Origin of the sequence: Streptosporangium sp. NPDC051022 (genome assembly GCF_040683035.1) — a bacterium.
Classification (GTDB): Bacteria; Actinomycetota; Actinomycetes; order Streptosporangiales; family Streptosporangiaceae; genus Streptosporangium.
The window spans coordinates 84,048-101,022 of sequence record NZ_JBFBCF010000008.1 but is presented as its reverse complement, the minus strand read 5'-3'; the positions used below and the strand labels follow the sequence as shown (position 1 = coordinate 101,022).

General features: G+C 70.5%; 16 protein-coding genes. 8 read left to right on the top strand and 8 right to left on the bottom strand.

Features of this window, described 5'->3' with window-relative positions; translation table 11 throughout:
• The first annotated feature begins 23 nt into the window (after nt 1–23).
• Entirely contained in the window at nt 24–1,781 is a 1,758-nt protein-coding gene (locus AB0N02_RS16315; protein ID WP_363946520.1) for a 5'-nucleotidase C-terminal domain-containing protein, read from the top strand.
• Between the two features lie 106 nt (nt 1,782–1,887).
• Here the strand turns inward: AB0N02_RS16315 and AB0N02_RS16310 are convergent, their stop codons facing one another.
• Nucleotides 1,888–2,832, bottom strand: a complete 945-nt coding sequence (locus AB0N02_RS16310; protein WP_363946518.1) for a sulfite exporter TauE/SafE family protein — start codon at nt 2,830–2,832, stop codon at nt 1,888–1,890.
• Nucleotides 2,833–3,222: 390 nt separating this feature from the next.
• The gene (locus tag AB0N02_RS16305; protein WP_363946516.1) at nt 3,223–4,056 is read right to left on the bottom strand and encodes an SDR family oxidoreductase; all 834 of its coding nucleotides are present in this window, start codon (nt 4,054–4,056) and stop codon (nt 3,223–3,225) included.
• Nucleotides 4,057–4,697: 641 nt separating this feature from the next.
• On the opposite strand from AB0N02_RS16305, the gene AB0N02_RS16300 reads away from it, so the two are divergent.
• Nucleotides 4,698–4,856, top strand: a complete 159-nt coding sequence (locus AB0N02_RS16300; RefSeq protein ID WP_363946515.1) for a hypothetical protein — start codon at nt 4,698–4,700, stop codon at nt 4,854–4,856.
• A 617-nt stretch (nt 4,857–5,473) separates the two neighbouring features.
• Here the strand turns inward: AB0N02_RS16300 and AB0N02_RS16295 are convergent.
• Together AB0N02_RS16295 and AB0N02_RS16290 are read right to left on the bottom strand one after the other, a co-directional pair.
• Complete coding sequence (locus AB0N02_RS16295) at nt 5,474–6,379, bottom strand: aminoglycoside phosphotransferase family protein (protein ID WP_363946513.1); 906 nt, start codon at nt 6,377–6,379, stop codon at nt 5,474–5,476.
• On the bottom strand, nt 6,379–7,812 hold the full coding sequence (locus tag AB0N02_RS16290; RefSeq protein WP_363946511.1) for a helix-turn-helix transcriptional regulator: 1,434 nt from the start codon (nt 7,810–7,812) through the stop codon (nt 6,379–6,381). Before AB0N02_RS16290 ends, AB0N02_RS16295 begins: the two co-directional genes overlap by 1 nt.
• Before the next feature lie 227 nt (nt 7,813–8,039).
• On the opposite strand from AB0N02_RS16290, the gene AB0N02_RS16285 reads away from it, so the two are divergent.
• Together AB0N02_RS16285 and AB0N02_RS16280 are read left to right on the top strand one after the other, a co-directional pair.
• Nucleotides 8,040–8,324, top strand: a complete 285-nt coding sequence (locus AB0N02_RS16285) for a hypothetical protein (RefSeq protein ID WP_363946510.1) — start codon at nt 8,040–8,042, stop codon at nt 8,322–8,324.
• 205 nt (nt 8,325–8,529) lie between these two features.
• On the top strand, nt 8,530–8,775 hold the full coding sequence (locus AB0N02_RS16280) for a hypothetical protein (RefSeq protein ID WP_363946509.1): 246 nt from the start codon (nt 8,530–8,532) through the stop codon (nt 8,773–8,775).
• Here the strand turns inward: AB0N02_RS16280 and AB0N02_RS16275 are convergent, their stop codons facing one another.
• Nucleotides 8,776–9,504: a DUF427 domain-containing protein gene (locus AB0N02_RS16275; RefSeq protein WP_363946508.1), complete on the bottom strand. Its 729-nt coding sequence runs from the start codon at nt 9,502–9,504 to the stop codon at nt 8,776–8,778. It abuts the gene before it with no gap.
• Nucleotides 9,505–9,584: 80 nt separating this feature from the next.
• Here AB0N02_RS16275 and AB0N02_RS16270 point away from each other — a divergent pair, with 80 nt between their 5' ends.
• Entirely contained in the window at nt 9,585–10,238 is a 654-nt protein-coding gene (locus tag AB0N02_RS16270) for a hypothetical protein (protein WP_363946507.1), read from the top strand.
• On the opposite strand, the gene AB0N02_RS16265 is transcribed toward AB0N02_RS16270, so the two are convergent.
• Nucleotides 10,128–11,369: an MFS transporter gene (locus AB0N02_RS16265; RefSeq protein WP_363946506.1), complete on the bottom strand. Its 1,242-nt coding sequence runs from the start codon at nt 11,367–11,369 to the stop codon at nt 10,128–10,130. The two genes, AB0N02_RS16270 and AB0N02_RS16265, sit on opposite strands and share 111 nt — an antisense overlap.
• 45 nt (nt 11,370–11,414) lie before the next feature.
• Here AB0N02_RS16265 and AB0N02_RS16260 point away from each other — a divergent pair, with 45 nt between their 5' ends.
• Nucleotides 11,415–12,485: an ROK family transcriptional regulator gene (locus AB0N02_RS16260; RefSeq protein WP_363946505.1), complete on the top strand. Its 1,071-nt coding sequence runs from the start codon at nt 11,415–11,417 to the stop codon at nt 12,483–12,485.
• Between the two features lie 129 nt (nt 12,486–12,614).
• Here the strand turns inward: AB0N02_RS16260 and AB0N02_RS16255 are convergent, their stop codons facing one another.
• Nucleotides 12,615–12,980: an STAS domain-containing protein gene (locus AB0N02_RS16255; RefSeq protein WP_363946504.1), complete on the bottom strand. Its 366-nt coding sequence runs from the start codon at nt 12,978–12,980 to the stop codon at nt 12,615–12,617.
• 357 nt (nt 12,981–13,337) lie between these two features.
• Between AB0N02_RS16255 and AB0N02_RS16250 the strand changes: the two genes are divergently transcribed.
• Nucleotides 13,338–14,615 (top strand): hypothetical protein, encoded by a 1,278-nt coding sequence (locus AB0N02_RS16250; protein WP_363946503.1) that lies wholly within the window; start codon nt 13,338–13,340, stop codon nt 14,613–14,615.
• A gap of 440 nt (nt 14,616–15,055) precedes the next feature.
• Here AB0N02_RS16250 and AB0N02_RS16245 read toward each other — a convergent pair whose 3' ends face one another.
• A complete protein-coding gene (locus AB0N02_RS16245) occupies nt 15,056–16,396 on the bottom strand; it encodes an APC family permease (protein ID WP_363946502.1) in 1,341 nt (446 codons plus the stop codon).
• A 133-nt stretch (nt 16,397–16,529) separates the two neighbouring features.
• Here AB0N02_RS16245 and AB0N02_RS16240 point away from each other — a divergent pair, with 133 nt between their 5' ends.
• The gene (locus tag AB0N02_RS16240; protein WP_363946501.1) at nt 16,530–16,925 is read left to right on the top strand and encodes a hypothetical protein; all 396 of its coding nucleotides are present in this window, start codon (nt 16,530–16,532) and stop codon (nt 16,923–16,925) included.
• The last annotated feature ends 50 nt before the right edge of the window (nt 16,926–16,975 follow it).

Sequence of the window (16,975 nt, the reverse complement as noted above, 5' to 3'; positions counted from 1 at the left end):
TCCGGTGGTTACCCTCCGGTCACATGCGCAGTAAGAAGCTCGCCGTCGCCGGTGCGACGGCCCTGATGGCCCTGACCGTCCAGGGCATCGCGTACGCCTCCCCCGATCCGTCGGTGACGGTGACCGTGATGGGCACCTCGGACCTGCACGGAAACACCCTGAACTGGGACTACTTCAAGAACGCCGAGTTCACCGACAGCAAGGGCAACGACGTCGGGCTGGCCAAGGTCTCGACGCTGGTGAACAGGATCCGCGCCGAACGCGGCGCGGACCGCACCCTGCTGTTCGACTCGGGCGACACCATCCAGGGCACGCCGCTGGCCTACTACTACGCCAAGATCGAGCCGGTCGACAAGACCCACGAACTCCACCCGATGGCCCGCGCGATGAACGCCATCGGGTACGACGCGGTGACCCTCGGCAACCACGAGTTCAACTACGGGCTTCCGCTGCTGGCCACATGGGTCAGGCAGATGAAGGCCCCGGTGCTCGGCGCGAACGCCGTGTACGCCCGGTCGGGCCTGCCCGCCTACCAGCCCTTCACCATCAAGACGATGCGGATCAAGGGGGAGAAGCCGGTCCGGGTCGGTGTCCTCGGCCTGACCAACCCGGGTGTGACCATCTGGGACAAGGCAAACGTCGAGGGCAGACTGCGCTTCACCGACCTGGTCGCGAGCGCCAAGAAGTGGGTGCCGGTCATCCGCGGCCTCGGCGCGGACGTGGTCGTGGTCACCGCGCACGCGGGCGACAGCGGGATGTCCTCCTACGGCGGCGACCTGCCGGTCGAGAACGCCTCGGCCATGGTCGCCGAGCAGGTCCCGGGCATCGACGCGGTACTGTTCGGGCACGCGCACAACGAGGTGGCGCAGCGGTTCGTCACCAACAAGGTCACCGGTCAGCAGGTGCTGCTCACCGAGCCCGCCAAGTGGGGCCAGCGGCTGAGCGTGATCGACTTCCGGCTCACCCGCAAGCACGGGAAGTGGACGGTCACCGGCAAGTCCTCGGCCACGCTGAACACCAACACGGTCGACGAGGACCCGAAGATCGTCGCGCTCATGAAGGGGCAGCACGACACCACGGTCAAGTACGTCAACACGGTGGTGGCGCAGTCCAAGGAGGAGCTGTCCGCGGCGGAGTCGCCGTACAAGGACACCCCCATCCTGGACTACATCCAGAAGGTCCAGACCGGGACGGTCACGAAGGCCCTGGAGGGTACGGCCGACGCCGGGCTGCCGGTGCTGTCGATCGCCGCCCCGTTCAGCAGGAGCGCGGTCTTCCCCGCCGGGCCGGTGAGCGTGCGTGACATGGCGGGCCTGTACATCTACGACAACACCCTGATGGCCGTGAAGCTCAACGGCGCCCAGCTGAAGGACTACCTGGAGTACTCGGCCAGGTACTACAACCAGCTCGCGCCGGACGCCCCGGTGGATCTCACCGCGCTGACCAACGCCAACGGCACCCCCGACTACAACTACGACCAGCTCTCCGGCGTCACCTACGACGTGGACGTCGCCAAGCCGGTCGGCCAGCGGATCGCCGGCCTGTCCTACCGGGGGCAGCCGGTCGCCGCCGACCAGTGGTTCGTGGTGGCGATCAACAACTACCGCCAGTCGGGCGGCGGCGGGTTCCCGCACGTCACGACCGCCCCCGTGGTCTACAACGCGCAGCTGGAGATCCGCCAGGCGCTGATCGACCACGCCACGACGACGAAGGTCATCGACCCGGCCGAATTCGCCGAGGCCAACTGGAGGCTGACCCGCGACGGCAAGCCGCTCTTCTGATCCTCCCGTCGTGCCCTCCCGGCCGTGACAGGCCGGGAGGGCCCTGAGAGGCCGGGAGGAAACGGCTCCCCCGCCGGGTTCACGGGCCTCCACGGCTCCGGCCCGGCTATCCCGTCGAGGCGGTGGCCTCCTGCTCGTCGCCGCGGCGGCCGAGGCCGGACTCGACGCCCTCGACGGACTCGGTGGCGCGGTCACGGCGGTACTCGCGGGCCGAGTAGGCGAGCGCGGCGGCCCACAGGACGCAGATCGCGGCGTAGACGGCCGTCCGCACCTCGCCGGAGACGCGGAGCCGGTCGCCGTGCAGCATGGTCCGCGCGTTGGTGAGAACGATCAGGCCGCCGACGGCGGAGCCCAGGACGCGCGGCGGAATGTGGCGGACCAGCCAGGCGGCGATGGGGGCGGCGACGACACCGCCGAGCAGCAGGACCCCCACCCAGGCGAAGTCGATGTTCCTGGAGCCGAGGCCGACGAGGAACCCGCTGCCAGCCGCGACGGCGACGAGGAACTCGCCGGCGTCGACGGAGCCGATCACCTTGCGCGGCGACAGGCGGCCGCTGGCCAGGATGGCGGGGGTGCCGACCGGGCCCCAGCCGCCACCGCCGGTGGAGTCGATGAACCCGGCCACCAGTCCGAGCGGGACGAGGAAACGCCTGCGCAGCGGTTTGCCCAGGTTGCCGCGCGGCAGGCCGAAGACCGTGAAGCGGACCAGGACGTAGGCGCCCAGGACCAGCAGGATGGTCGACATGATCGGCGCGGCGGCCTCGGTCGACAGGCTGGACAGGAACGTGGCTCCCGCGAAGGCGCCCACGGCGCCGGGGACGCCGATCTTCCCGACGACCCTCCAGTCGACGTTGCCGAAGCGCCAGTGGGAGACGCCGGAGGCGAGGGTGGTACCGATCTCCGCGAGGTGGACCGTGGCCGAGGCGACCGCTGGACCGGTGCCGGCGGCCAGGAGCAGCGTCGTCGAGGTGACGCCGTAGGCCATGCCCAGGCTGCCGTCCACCAGCTGTGCCACGAAGCCCACGAGGCCCAGGAGGATGAGTACACGCACAACGACCTCCTTCCGGTTCCCTGCTCTCTTGCCGGGAGGGGTGTTCCTCCGCCCGCCCGCCGGTCGGGTCGCGGTCCGGCGTGGCGCCCTTCCGCCGCGCCCTCGCGGCGGAAGGGGGCGGACGGCCACGTGGGCCGCCCGCCCGCGCCGGTTTCCCCGGGAGGCCGTGACCGCGGACCCTCGCGCGGGAACACCGAGGTCACAACCCTCCCCCGGACGCCGACACCAGAACCCCCCAAAGGAGAAAAACCAGAAATTATCACCTGATAACTCGACAAAGCTCCCGGCGAGGAGCCCCGTCCGGGAGATCGAACCCGGCGGGCCCGGTCCAGGAGGCCGCGCCCGAAAGCCGGGTTCGGGAGACAGGGCCGGGAGCGGTGTCCGGCGCCTTCAGGAGGTCAGCAGGTCCGCCAGTGAGGTGGCGGGGTGCCCGGTCAGGCGCGGGACGGCGTCGCGAACCCCCTCCAGTTCCCCCTTGGCGATGGCCGTGTAGGTGGAAACCCACCCGTCGACCTCCCAGCCGGGAGCACCGTAGTGCGCCCTGGACCGGTAGGCCTCCTCGACCGTCTCCTCGTGGTAGGTGACGGTACGGCCGGTCACGGCGGTGATGGTCGCGGCGACCTCGTCGAGGGTGAGCGCCTCGGGGCCGGTCAGATCGTAGGTGACGCCCACGTGCTCCCCTGGCGAGGTCAGGACGGCGGTCGCCGCGTCGGCGACGTCGTCCAGGGCGACCGCCGCCAGCCGCCCCCGCCCGGCGGGGCCGCGCAGCACGCCGTCCTCGCCCGCCATCGACGGCAGGAAGTCGGCGTACATGTTGTCGCGCAGGAACGTGAAGGGCAGCCCGCTGGCGCGGATGTGCTCCTCGGTCGCCCAGTGGTCGCGCGCGAAGGTGAACGTGGCGTCGGGCGCGGCGCCGTAGAAGGAGATGTACACCAGGTGGCCGATTCCGGCGGCGACGGCGGCGTCGACGAAGGCGCGGTGCTGGGCGACGCGGTCGGGGTGCTCGGTGGCCGAGACCATGAGCACGGTTCCGGCTCCCCGGAGCGCCCGGCGCACCGTCTCCCCGTCCGCGTAGTCGGCCCGCGCGACCTCCGCCCCGCCCGCCTCCGGCGCGCGGGAGGGGTCACGGACGACGAGCCTCTGGTCGGCTCCGGCCGCGGCGAGCCGGGCGGCGACGCGCCCGCCGAGCCTGCCGGTGGCTCCTGTGACAGCGATGGTGGTCATGGTTGAAAGTTACTGGGACATCCCCCGGAGCCCGCCGGAGAGGGCCACACCTCCCGGGCAGCCCTCCGGAAAAGCAGCGGCCCGGCACGGCGCATAAACCAAAAGAATCATTAAGGCGTACCCCTCAAGGCCGAGGCGGGCGTCCGAATATCACCGCCCCGGAGTTCTCACACAAGGCTCCGACAACTTTCGAACCGCGTTCGAAACATATTGGAAACATCCGCCGCGGGCGACCGGCACCGACCGGCGCGCGATTTCGGACCGGCGGACACCGGCCGCTCTCCGGTCCCCGGCGTTCGAACACCGCCGAATCGCCGCGACATCGGGCGGCCGAGTGGCGAAGTGACGGATTTCGGGCCGTCGCGACAGCGGGGAACAGCCTCCTCGCGTCGGCGAACGGGACAAAGCAGCCCTCACACTCCCGCCCGGTGAGGGGCCACACCCTCCCGTTAAACGCCCCACCTTATACCGATTAACATTAAATATATGGATATTTAATTTTATTCTCGACAGTTTACGCGAACATTAATACGGGCCGTTTCTCCGTTTACCCGGAAAACCAACAGGGGAGTATGGACTCGCGCCCGACAAGGCATCCGCGGCGCTTCCACAACCCTTCCCCGACCCTTTACGGAGTGACGATGAAAACCTCGAGGAGCCTCACCCTCGCCCTGCTCGCCGTACTCTCGGGAATCACCTCGGCGGTGCTTTTCGCCGTTCCCGCCTCCGCCTCCCCGCACGACCCGCACCCCACGCAGGTGGTCCACGGCCGGCCCGGAGGCATCTCCTGGACGACCTGACGACATCGATCGCCGGCGACCGGCATCGGCCGCATCGACCGCATCGATCGGCATCGATCGGCATCGATCGGCATCGGCCGGCATCCGCCGGCGTAGACCGGCGCCCACCCGCGCCGCCCCCGTCCGGGCCACCCCCGTCCGGAAGGAGGCCGGGCCCCTCCGCCCAGGCGTGACACCGTGATCCCAGCCCGCGCGAGCCGCGTCTCACGTGCCCTTCGGGCCGCGTGACCCGGCGACGGGCGATTCCAGGCGCACAGCACGCGCCCCTCCCCGACCTCGGCCCGCCGCCCTTCCCGGTGGGAGTGAAACGGTGGTCCGGCCGAACCCCACCCGGGCCGGCACCTCCCCCTCCACGCTCTCCGGCGTGCTCCGGAGCGTCACCTCGACCAGGTTGTCGCACGTGAGGAGACCGAGGACCCCACAGGCGCCCGCCCCGGACGTGGCGTGTCTCCCCCCCTTGCTCCGCCGGGCGTCCCGGACCGTGACCACCGGCGGAGAGAGCCCTGCGCACCCCCGCGGACGGCTCAGGCGCGCCCGGAGCACGACCGGAGGGCACGGACAGGGACGGTGTGGCGAAGCGTGCCCTCCGGCGCGCCCGCCTCCCGCATGAAGATCTTTCAGTGGGAGACGACGGCCGGTTCGGACATGTACCACCGGGCATGCTGCTCGCCCCGGGTGAGAGAGTCGAGCCTGCGGGGCAGCTCGCGGCGGGAGAAGGGATCGGCCTCCGCGTTGCGGATGTGGATGCCCACGGCGTATATGTCGCGGATCTCCATGAGGGTGGAGTATCCCTGCCAGGAGCGCAGGTCGCTGCCGTAGGCGTCGGCGAAGGCGTCCACGTCGGCGGTGGTCAGGCCGAAGCGGCGCTGGCCGTGGTAGGTGTGGACCAGGTCCCACTCGCGGGGGCCGACCGCGACGCCGTCCCAGTCGCAGAGCACCACGTGGCCGTCGGTGCAGCGCAGCAGGTTGTCGATCCAGGCGTCGCCGTGCAGCAGTACCGGCGAGCCGTGCATGTCCAGGCCCGACCAGCGCTCGGACAGCTCGGCGACACGATCGCGCAACCAGGCCCGCTGGCAGGGGGTGAGCACCCCGGAGCGGTCGACCGCCCCGCGGATCTCGGCCAGCGGGTCGGCGAACCGTTTCAGCGCCACCGGAGGCACCGGCAGCAGGTGGAGGCTGCGCAGGATCTCCCCCAGCTCGGTGGTCGTCGGATGGCCGCTGGCCGGGACGTAGTGCCAGAAGGTGACGACCCTGCCCTCGTGGACCACCGGCTGGTCGGAGATCTCGTCGGCCGGGCGCACCGCGGGGAATCCCTGCTGGGCCAGCCAGCGGACCACCGCGAGCACCGGCGGCAGCCGGGTCAGCGCGTTGGGCGCGGTGGCGATCCTGACCACGATCCTGCTGCGCAGCTTGAAGACGGCGTTGCTTCGCACGCGCAGGAGCTCGGCGTCCCGGTGGTCGATCCCGAGGTCCTCGCAGACCTCACGCAGAACCGTGAACGCCGCCTCAGCGAGCGGGCTCATCAGCTGACCGGCGTGGCGTCGGCGAGCAGGTCGGCGAGGCGGCGGACCACCATGGCCCGTTGCCGAGCGGTCGGTACCTCCGACAGCACCGCCCTGGCGCGGCTGAGCACGATGGAGGTGCGGTGCTCGGGTGGAACCTGGAGCAGGGCCTTCTCCGCCAGGTGGCAGGCTTCGTCGACCTTGCCGTCCCGGGCCTGGTGGGCGGCCTGGTCGAGCAGGAGGAGCGCCGGGTCGATGGCGTAGGCCCCCGACGGACCGGGCGTCCAGTCGACCTCCTCACCCAGCTCGATCAGGGTGCCGAGACGGTAGAACTGCAGGCGCCGCTCGGAGAAGCGGAAGGCCAGGTGGTCGTGGCCCTCGGGAGGCATCCTGGCGAAGATCCTCTCGGCCTCGGCCAGCGCGACCCTCGCGGCCTTGTGCTCGCCCATCCTGGCCAGCGCCCGCGCCTCGGCCGCCGCGCCGAGCGCCGCCGGGGAACTCGGCGCGCTTCCGGCGAGCATCCGGGCCTCCCGGGCGAGCCGTACGGTCTCGGCCAGGTCGCCGTAGTAGTAGGGGAGCATCGCCTGCTGGGCCCTGACCAGGGCGCGCAGCCTCAGGTCGCCCATGTCGTCGGAGGCGGTGCGGGCGGTGCCGTACCAGGCGTGGGCCTGACGGGTGTCGCCGAGCTTCATCAGCGCGTCGGCCGACAGCAGCGCGAGCATCACGGTGGCGCTGAGCAGGCGGCGCTGGGTCATCGCGGGCTGCCTGGCGGCGGTGAGCGTCCGCACGTCGCACAGCTCCAGCATCAGGCGGTAGAGCATCGGCAGCGGAGCGCTGGTGATGTACTCGCGGCGGTAGCGCAGCACCTGCTCGTCGAGCCGGTCGAGCTGCTCCTCCGTCACGGTCGTGACGGCGAGGGTACGGTCGAGCTCCTGGCGGGTCCGCTCGATCTCGGCGAGGATCCGCCCGCTCATCCCGAACCGGGAGCCCAGCAGCGCGTGGTGGAACAGGGCGCGCCGCTCCATGTCGTCGTCGATCCGGTCCTCCGCGCGGTACGGCGTCCGCCCCCCGGTGCCCGAGACCACCACGACCCTGGTGCCGCCGTTGTCGTCGCAGTAGTCGCCGGCCAGGCCGAGCCGTACCGCGTTGGCCCGGTAGAGGCGGGCCAGCAGGTCGATGGTCTGCGGGCGGGGCCTGGCGCGGTTGTTCTCCCAGGCGTTCAGAAGGTCGATGCTGGCCCGCGCCTCCCCCAGGTCCTGGCGCTCGCACAGATCCTCCAGCTCCTGGATGACCTGCCTTGCCGACCACCCCCTGGCCAGGCGGTGCGCCTTGAGGAGGCTGACACCGCAGCAGCCGTGGATGGCCTGTGTGGTCTGCCACGGTGTCCACTGCTCCGACGCGGCCTGATCGCGCCACCGTCGTGCGCACGACGGCGAATGTTCACCTCGGGCCACGGCGCCTCCCCGTCGCTGTTTACGCAAGATTAACGAGAGCGAAGCACAGCGTAAGCATGCTCATGCTTTGCATTCCCTTTATTCGTGGATTTCCCACGGAACAACGACAACTTTCCTGTGTATTCCGCTGATCGGGCACCGATCCGGCGAGGGGGCGATTGCCTCAGATCCCGTCAAACCTCACTCTGCACATTAAAGCCATCATCCGTCCGCCAGGAGTGATCCATATGACGGCAGAGCGTGGCGAGGCCGTCGACCATCTGCGGCGACTCGCCTCCCAACTCGAGGCCCATTCCTTCCAGGTGCGACTGAAGTCGTCGCCGGGCCTGTATCCCCGCCTCCACGTGATCAACCCGATGGTCCCGACCATGACCGAGGACGTCCTCGCCGCCCATGAGGAGGACGGCGAATGGTGGTTCTGGCTGTCCTGGGCGGGCCGTATCGGACAGGCCGAAGACGTCGCCACCGCTGCGGAGCGTGTGGCCAGTGTGCTTCATGTGATACGCCGATAGGTGATTCTTGGGCCGCGCATGGGTAACACCCGGTGATCAAGCCCAGAGAGGAGCGGGATCGTGAAAAGGATCCATGTCATCCAGCGTCCGCGCCCCCCACGCGAGCCGGTGCCGCTCGACCTCCGCACGCCGTCCGGCAAGGCCCTCCCCTTCTAGCCCGCGACCGTCTCCGGCCCGCTCTGCGGACCGCGGCCTCCCATCCGGGATGCGGCGGTCCCGGGGCACGCTCCACGACCTCCCCCGGCAGTTCGGTGACCGCGTCGCTCCCGTCACCTCCGAGGCCGCCGAGGAACGGGGACGGCCGAACGCCGTGCGCCCGCCTCCCCCGACGGCCGGGGTGAACGGCTGGACCCCGGTCAGCCGGAACGCCAAGGGCAACACCAAGGACAGCACCAAGGACTCCGACGGCACGGGGGTGTCCGCCGTCGGCCCGTTCGGCGCGACGGCCTGATCAGGCGAACTTGGATTTCGGGCGTTCCTGGAGAACGTCGTCGACGTAGATGTCCACCTTCTCGTTGTAGAAGGAGACCAGCCCCGCGATGCGCCGGCTCTCCTCCAGCGGGGTCCGGTAGGACCAGACCAGGTCGGGCCGGCCGTTGACGCTCCAGTATTCCGCCTGTCCCTTGTAGGGGCAGCGGGTCACGGTGTCGGTCGGGGCGAGCAGGTCCATCCGGACATCGGTCTTGGGCAGGTAGTAACGCGGCGGCAGGCCGGTCTCGAACAGGATCCGGGGACTGCGGGAGTCGGCGACGGTCACACCGTCGACCTCGACCCTGACGTGCCGTGACGAGGGCAGCACGTCCACCCGGGTGTAGGGGTCGCGGGCGTGGACGTAGACCTCCTCGTCCTCCTCGAACCAGGAGTCCATCGCCTCCCACTCGAACCGCACGCGGTCGCGCAGCTCCTCGATCGGGGAGTCGGGATAGGCCAGCGCGGCGTCCGCCACCCCCCGCACGTCGTACAGCACCGCCTCCCCCCGGCTGGGCGAGTGCCGGGTCCGCCCGTTGGGCGTCGGCTCGGCGGCGACGTCCTGGCGGGGGAAGTAGTAGGTCGGGTAGTAGGGCACCTCCCAGACCAGCAGCACCCGGCCGCTGTCGGCGACGACCTTCCCCCCGAGGAAGGCCCGCACCCGCTTGGCCGTCGGCTCGATCCGGACACGCCCGCGTGTGGTCTGCTCCATAACCGCGCCAACCCCGGCCGCGACCGGACTATTCCGGCCGCGGAGGAGAAAACAGCACCGCCCGGGAAGACCGAATCAGAATGGGCCTGACCGTTTTCACCGCCGACCGGCACACCTCACGATATTACCGAGCGACAAAAACGGCTTTTTCGGGATTTCCCCCATCCTGGCCGGGCGTGCCGCCCGAATTCCCCGCGAGCGGCCGCCCGGAACCGGGACTACGGCCGCCCGGAACCAAATCCTCCAGAAATCGATACAGCAGAGAGACGAAAGGCCGGTGGAAAACTCCGCGAACATGCGACATCGTCGGAGACCTCGTTCCCTCCGGAGAGGTGCCGATGTCAGAGGCCTACGCGATCGAGCCGATGCCGCGCGAAGTGCGGGCAGCACGAATGTTCATGTGGTTTCAGACCGCGACCGGACTGCTCGGCCTCGTGCTCGCCGTCATCATCGTCAACACAATGAACAGCGGCGACGATTTGCTGTTCCCCCTGGTTCTACTCGGCCTGAACATCTTTTTCCCCGTGGCGACCGGCGCGCTGGCGATCGGCTGTTCCTCGCGGCGGAAATGGGTGCGCACCGCCGTTTTCATCGTCGAGGGGCTCAGAATAGCCGACCACCTGTCAGGACTGTTCCTCGGTTTCAACGTGGCCATCCTGCTCGGCCTCGTGCTGAGCGTCCTGGTGATCGTCCGCCTTTCCAACCCGGCCGCCATGGCCTGGTTCTCCCGCTGAACGCAGGACCCCGGCGGTGACGGCGGCCGTCAGGGTGATGCCCGCGATCAGGCAGAAGGTGACGGACAGCGACGTCAGGGAGGCGATCCAGCCGGTGGCGGCCGGAGCCATGAGCCCCGACAGGTAGGTGATCGTCGCGACCCCCGCGACGCCCAGGCTGGGTGACGCGGGGGTCGCGTTGCCCCCGGCGGCGAAGGTCAGCGGCACGATCACGGCCACCCCCAGCCCGAGCAGGGCGAACCCCGCGATCGCCGGTGACGGCGTGCGGGCCACGACGACCACCACCCCACCTGCCGTGGCGAGCAGGGCTCCCGCGCGGACGGTCGCGACCGGGCCGAGCCTGCGGACGATCAGGTCTCCGGCCAGCCGGGTGGCGCCCATGGCGAGGGTGAAGACCGCGTACCCCGCGGCGGCGAGGCCGGGCCCGGCGCCGGTGACGTCCTTGACGTAGACGGCGGCCCAGTTCATGCTCGCGCCCTCGGCGAAGGTGGCGCAGAATCCGACGGCGCCGATCGCCAGGACGGCCCGCGAGGGTACGGCGAAGCGCGGCGGCGCCTGCCGCCCCGGCTCCGGGCGGGTGTCCGGCAGGCCACGGCTCATCACCGCCCCGGCGAGCAGGAGCACGAGCGCCGCCACCCCGTGGTGGATCCGCGCGTCGATCCCCGCCTGCGCCGCGAGCACCCCCACCCCCGCGCCGACCAGGCTGCCCACACTCCACATCCCGTGCAGCCCGGACATGATGGAGCGCTCCAGGCGGCGTTCGACGATCACCCCCTGGGCGTTCATGGTGACGTCGCACATGCCGGCTGCCGCGCCGTACACGAGGAACGCCACGCACAGCCCGGCGAGGCCAGGTGAGAGAGTGGGCAGGGCCAGCGCGGCGCACCACAGAGCGAGCAGAACCCTGGTGACCGCGCGCCCGCCGTAACGGTGAATGAGGCGGCCTGACATCGGCATGGCAACGAAGGCCCCGAGAGCGGGACAGAACAGGGCAAGTCCCAGGGCGGCGGAATCGAGGTGCAGATGTTCCTGGATCCACGGGACGCGGGTCGCCATACTCCCCGAGACCGCTCCGTGGACGGCGAACACCGCCGCGACCGCTGTGCGGGCGCGCTGGTTGTCGTTGTGCATGCCGTGAAAAATTAACAGGTAGGCTTCCTGATTAAAAGGGGATAAATGAGGACCGCGACTCCGCAGATGGCCCGGGCGATCAACGATCGGCTCGCCCTCGACCTGCTGCTCGAACACGGGGCCCTGACCGCTCCCCAGCTGAGGGCGCTCACCGGGTTGTCCCGCCCTACCGTGTCCGACCTCATCGAACGCCTGCGGACGAACGGGCTGATCGAGGTCGTCGGCGAGAGCGGCGAGGACCGGCGGGGACCGAACGCCCGCCTCTACGGCATCGTGGCCGAGCGCGCCCACGTGGCCGGGGTCGACATCCGGCTCGACACGGTCACCGTGACCGTCGCCGACATCACCGGGCGGCCGGTCGGCTCGGCCAAACGCGACATCGAGGCGGAGCCTCCCGCCGGGGACCGGCCGTCCGGGAGATCCGGCGACCACCTGGTCACGCTCATCGCCGACACCGTCGCGGAGGCGGCGGGCCCCAGGAGCATGCACACGGTCGTGCTGGGCGCCCCCGGGCTGGTGGACCCGCACAGCGGCGAGCTCGCCTCGGACAACGGCGTGCCCGGCTGGCGGCCGAACCTGCTCCAGGCGCTGCGCCGCCGGATCGACGCCCCGCTCACCCTGGAGAACGACGTCAACCTCGCCGCCGTCGCCGAACACCGCGCCGGTTCCGCGCGAGGACGCGAGGACTTCGTCCTGCTCTGGCTGGACAAGGGCGTGGGGGCGGGGATAACCCTCGGCGGAAGGCTGCGCAGGGGCGCCTCGGGAGGCGCGGGCGAGATCGCCCCGCTCGGCCTGTCCCGGGGATCCTTCTGCGGCCTGCTGGGCACCGAGGCCGTCCGGGAGCTGGACCGGGACTCCCTGGCCGCCAGGATCGCCCAGGTCGCCTTCACCGCGGTGGCCGTCCTCGACCCGGGCCTCGTAGTCCTCGGCGGGGAGACGGGCCGGACCGGCGGAGAGGCACTGGCCTCGCGGGTCGGCGAGTACCTCGCCGCCCTGTCCCCCATCCCCACCCAGGTGCGCGCGAGCACGGTCGAGGGCGACGCGGTCCTGCACGGAGCCCTGTTCACGGCCCTGTCCGCCGCCCAGCGGGAGGTCTTCGGCGGCGTCCCCGGATGACCACGGCACACGGATGACCACGGCACGCGGTCCCACCACCCCGGACGCCCCCGGAGACGGCGGCCCGTGCCCCCTCACCGTGCCCGCGGTCGCCGGGGCCTCCGTCCGGTACGGCCGGGCCCCGACGGTCTATGCCGCTTCGAGCGCCTCGGCGACCGAGGGGAACACCTCGAACACCTGGGTCAGGCCGGCGAGGTTGAGCCGCCGGGCCAGGTTTCCCTGCACCCCGGTGAGGATGAGACGGACGCCGGCGAGCTGACCGTGGTGCCGGGCCTGGAGGAGTTCGCCGATGCCGGAGGAGTCGCAGAAGGTGAGGGCCGACAGGTCGAGGATGAGGGTCGGTGCCTGCAGGAGGTCCCAGGCCCTGTCGATCTCCGCCCGCAGCACCGGCGTCTGGTAATGATCCAATTCTCCACTCGCCCGTACCACGAGTGTCGTGCCGTGCAGTCCGGATGTGGCGGTGAAATTCGAATCCGGCTCATTTCCCACGAACATGATCAACCTTCTATACCAAACCTCTCCCAGCCGTGTAACTGTCTCATATAGGACAAGTCATCCTGCTGGCCCGGCAACCGGGACAGGCCAGGCGGTAAGCCGCCCTCACTGCGAGTGCCCGCTCCCGGACTCGGACGGCGGGAGACACGACGATCGCCTCCGCGCCCGTGTCACGTGTGCCCGAAGACTCCCCCGTTCCAGGACGGCACAGCCGCCGTCCACGATGACCGAGACACCTGCGTGGATCAAGGAACCGCCCCCCTCGGCCCCTGTTTTCTCAGATGCCCAGGGACGGCGGGACTATGCGGGCGTCCTCGCGGGACACCGGTCGCCCGCGCCCCCTGGAAGGATGTCGGCATGAGAGGGCTGCGGGCCGCCGCGATCGTGATCGTCGGGGTGTCTCTGGTGACCGCGTGCGGTGGCCGTACGGCGCCCGCGCCGACGGGCGGGCCGACCGCCGGATCCGCCGGATCCACCGGGTCCACCGGGTCCACGGGGGGCCGGTCCGCGGTCCCGGACCCCACGCCGGCCGGAAGCCCGTCGCCGGGCGGCACGCCCACCGAGACACCCACCGGGGCGACCACCGAGGCGGCCACCGAGGCGGCCGTCCCCTCCGCCGCGTGGAAGGTCTCCGAGCCCGCCAGGCTGCCGACCAGCTCCGCGCTGCTCGACGTGGCGGCGATCGGCCCCCGTGACGTCTGGGCCGTCGGATTCCAGGCGGGCGCCGAGGACCGCGAGGGCGCGCCCGCCGTCGTCCGGTGGGACGGCGCCCGATGGCGCGAGGTGCCTGGGCTGACCGATCGCGACGTCTACCACCTGGTCGGCGTCAGTGCGGGCGGCCCCGGCGACGTGTGGGTGGCCGGCAACGGCGCGAACGCGTTCGCCGCGCACTGGGACGGGCGGCGCTGGACGGGGCTGCGGCCGTTCGGCGTGGCGGAGGACTACCGGCTGACGGATGTCGCCGCGGCGGGCGGCGGGGCGTGGTTCACCGGCAACGGCCCGTCCGGAGCCGTGCTGCTGGAGTGGGACGGCCGCGGGTTCGCCAACGCGCTGAAGTCCGACGGCACCCTTGAGGCGATCACCGCGAAGCAGGGACACGTCTGGGCGGTCGGGTCGCAGGAGGAGCGCACCCCGCTGGTCTGGCACGGCGTCTCCGGAAGCTGGGAGAAACAGCGGGTCCCGGCGATCGGCGGGGGCACGCTGCGGCGGGTCTGGCAGATCTCACCGTCCGACGTGTGGGCGGTCGGCGAGGTCGCGGCGGACCCCGGCGAACCCGGGCCCCCGGCCCCGCGGCCGCTGGTCCTGCACTGGGACGGGTCACGGTGGACCCGGGTGGAGGTGCCGGTCCCTCGCGGGACCCTGCACGGCCTCACCGCCTTCGGCCCCGGCGACGTCTGGATCGGCGGCGTCGACGCCGATCATCCGGGGCAGGCGCTCTTCCTGCGCTTCGACGGCACGACGTGGTCGCGGGAGTACGGCCCGCTGTTCCGTTCGCCCAGGCAGAACCAGCAGTACGAGGAGACCGACGACGTCGGCCGCGTCGGCGTCGCCCGGGTGCCGGGCACGACCGCGCTGTGGGCGGTGGGCTCGGTCGGCGTGGGAGACGACGAGGACGACTTCGTCCTGCGGCGCTGAGGAACGGGCACCGGGATACGAAGGCCGGACGAAGGCCGGACGAAGGCCGGACGAAGGCCGGACGAACGCCGGGATACGGAAGGCGAATTCCGGGACCGCGCCCGCCGCTCCCGCCCCCGGCCGGGACCTCGGTCGCCGGGAACCGGGCGGATGCGGTGCGCGTTTCAAGTTTTACCTTGGGAATTCGCCTCGTGACCTGACCGTCCTGCCGCCGCGCATCCCCTGTCCCGTGGGCGTTTCCGGACCAGGGGAAGGCTCAGTCCGCCGTCCGGAGATCTCCCGAAAGCAATGTGAGCCCCATAAAAATCTCCAAATCACCGGTCAGTTCGCGTAGTCTCTCCCAAACTCCAACAAAGGGGGAGTATGACATGAAACGTGTCCAAATTACCCAAAAGCCTCAGCCGCCTCGCCGGCCCGCCTCTCTCGACCTGCGCACGCCATCAGGACGACCGCTCCCGTTCTGACAGGAACAGCCTGTTGACGAACCAGAGCACCACGCCGATCGCGAGCAGCGCGCCCGCGCGGAGGTAGACGTCCGCGCCGCGTCCCGTGACCGGCAGTGCCAGGACAAGGCAGACGACCGCGCCGAGCGCGGGCATCCAGCTCGGCGCCCGGTAGTGGTCGTGGTCGACCGGATCCCTTCGCAGGACCAGGACGGCCACGTTCACGAGCGCGAACACCATCAGCAGCAACAACACCGTCGTGTCGGCCAGACCGCCGACGTCGCCGGTGGCGACCAGCACCACCGCGACCGCGGTGGTGAACAGGACGGCCACCCACGGGGTGGCCCTGGTCGAGTGGACCGAGGCGAAGACCTTCGGCACGATGCCCTCGCGTGCCATGCCGTACACCAGGCGTGAGGCCATGAGCATGTTGATCAGCGCGGTGTTGCCCACCGCGAGCAGCGCGATGAGCGCGAACAGTTTGGGCGGGAAGGTCAGGCCCGCCACCTTGACGACCTCCAGCAGGGGACCGCTGGAGGTCATGAGGGTCTGGGTGTCGACCAGCGTGGTCGCGGTGAAGGCGACCGCCAGATAGATCAGCGCGGCCACCGCCAGGCCGCCGAAGAGCGCCCGGGGATAGTCGCGCTGCGGGTCCGTGGACTCCTCGGCGAGGTTGACCGAATCCTCGAAGCCGAGCAGCGCGTAGAACGCCAGAGCCGTGCCGCCGAGCACGCCGAGGAATGCGCCGTTGGCCGGGTGGAACTCCAGGGCGCGGGCGGGCTCGCCGTCGCCGGAGAACAGCGCGTAGACCCCGATCGCGACGATGACCAGCAGGCCGAACGCCTCGATGAAGGTCAGGACCACGTTGACCTTGATGGACTCGGAGATCCCGGCGAAGTTCACCAGCGTCACCAGGCCCAGGAAGACGAACGCCCCGGCGACCGTCGGCAGCGTGACGAACTCGGCGAGGTACTTGCCGCCGAACGCCCTGGCCGCCGCGCTCGCCGAGGTGATCCCGCTCATCAGCACCGCGAAGGCCACGACGAAGGTCAGGAAGGGCGTGTTGAAGGCCCGGTTGGCGTACAGCGCGGCCCCGGCGGCCCGGGGGTACTTCCCGACGAGTTCGGCGTAGGCCGTGGCGGTCAGCGAGGCCAGCACGAAGGCGACCAGGAACGGCAGCCACAGCGCGCCGCCGACATATCCGGCGACCTTTCCGACCAGGGCGTATATCCCCGCACCGAGAATGTCTCCCACCACGAACAGCAACAGCACCCTGCGCCCGATCACCCGCCTGAGCGAGTGCTGGGCAGGGCCGGAATCGATCGTCGCCTCAGCCATGGCGGCCTCTTACCCGCGGGAGGATCGGAATCACCCTGAGTAACAGGAGTCACTCCTGTAAGCGCTATGAAAGTGATCCGCAAGTAAGATCCTCTAACGTTCTGCCTGTCACAAGATGCAATGAAAGGCAGAAATGTTCTCCGTCCTCTCCTCCCGTCGTATCGCCGCCACCGTCGCGGGAGTCGCCCTTCTCTCCCTCACCGCCGCCTGTGGCGGGTCCGGTAACGCCTCCTTCTGCGCCGACGCGCCGTGGACCAAGGCCTTCAGCGACTACAGCACCTCCATGGCGAGCGCCGGTGTCGACCTGAACAAGTTCAACGACGCCAGCCAGAAGCTGTCGACCGACCTGAAGGACCTGGCCGGGAAGACCGACGGCGACCTCGCCGCCGCGCTCAACGACCTCTCCGCCACCTTCGGCAAGTTCAAGATCGACCCCAAGGACCCGGCCGGCGCCGCCACCGCCGCGCAGGACATGGCCAAGCAGGCCCAGGAGGCCACCACCAAGCTGGCCAAGGCCTGCACCTCCTGACGACCCGGTGCCCCCTTGGGGAGAGGGGGCACACTCCCGGTACGGCCGTC

What these genes read in the sequence shown, in the direction of transcription:
- AB0N02_RS16315 (WP_363946520.1), top strand. Translation starts at nt 24, where the DNA reads ATGCGCAGTAAGAAGCTCGCCGTCGCCGGTGCGACGGCCCTGATGGCC.
- AB0N02_RS16305 (WP_363946516.1), bottom strand. Translation starts at nt 4,056, where the DNA reads ATGACCACCATCGCTGTCACAGGAGCCACCGGCAGGCTCGGCGGGCGC.
- AB0N02_RS16300 (WP_363946515.1), top strand. Translation starts at nt 4,698, where the DNA reads ATGAAAACCTCGAGGAGCCTCACCCTCGCCCTGCTCGCCGTACTCTCG.
- AB0N02_RS16295 (WP_363946513.1), bottom strand. Translation starts at nt 6,379, where the DNA reads ATGAGCCCGCTCGCTGAGGCGGCGTTCACGGTTCTGCGTGAGGTCTGC.
- AB0N02_RS16285 (WP_363946510.1), top strand. Translation starts at nt 8,040, where the DNA reads ATGACGGCAGAGCGTGGCGAGGCCGTCGACCATCTGCGGCGACTCGCC.
- AB0N02_RS16280 (WP_363946509.1), top strand. Translation starts at nt 8,530, where the DNA reads ATGCGGCGGTCCCGGGGCACGCTCCACGACCTCCCCCGGCAGTTCGGT.
- AB0N02_RS16275 (WP_363946508.1), bottom strand. Translation starts at nt 9,504, where the DNA reads ATGGAGCAGACCACACGCGGGCGTGTCCGGATCGAGCCGACGGCCAAG.
- AB0N02_RS16270 (WP_363946507.1), top strand. Translation starts at nt 9,585, where the DNA reads ATGGGCCTGACCGTTTTCACCGCCGACCGGCACACCTCACGATATTAC.
- AB0N02_RS16265 (WP_363946506.1), bottom strand. Translation starts at nt 11,369, where the DNA reads ATGCACAACGACAACCAGCGCGCCCGCACAGCGGTCGCGGCGGTGTTC.
- AB0N02_RS16260 (WP_363946505.1), top strand. Translation starts at nt 11,415, where the DNA reads ATGAGGACCGCGACTCCGCAGATGGCCCGGGCGATCAACGATCGGCTC.
- AB0N02_RS16255 (WP_363946504.1), bottom strand. Translation starts at nt 12,980, where the DNA reads ATGTTCGTGGGAAATGAGCCGGATTCGAATTTCACCGCCACATCCGGA.
- AB0N02_RS16250 (WP_363946503.1), top strand. Translation starts at nt 13,338, where the DNA reads ATGAGAGGGCTGCGGGCCGCCGCGATCGTGATCGTCGGGGTGTCTCTG.
- AB0N02_RS16245 (WP_363946502.1), bottom strand. Translation starts at nt 16,396, where the DNA reads ATGGCTGAGGCGACGATCGATTCCGGCCCTGCCCAGCACTCGCTCAGG.
- AB0N02_RS16240 (WP_363946501.1), top strand. Translation starts at nt 16,530, where the DNA reads ATGTTCTCCGTCCTCTCCTCCCGTCGTATCGCCGCCACCGTCGCGGGA.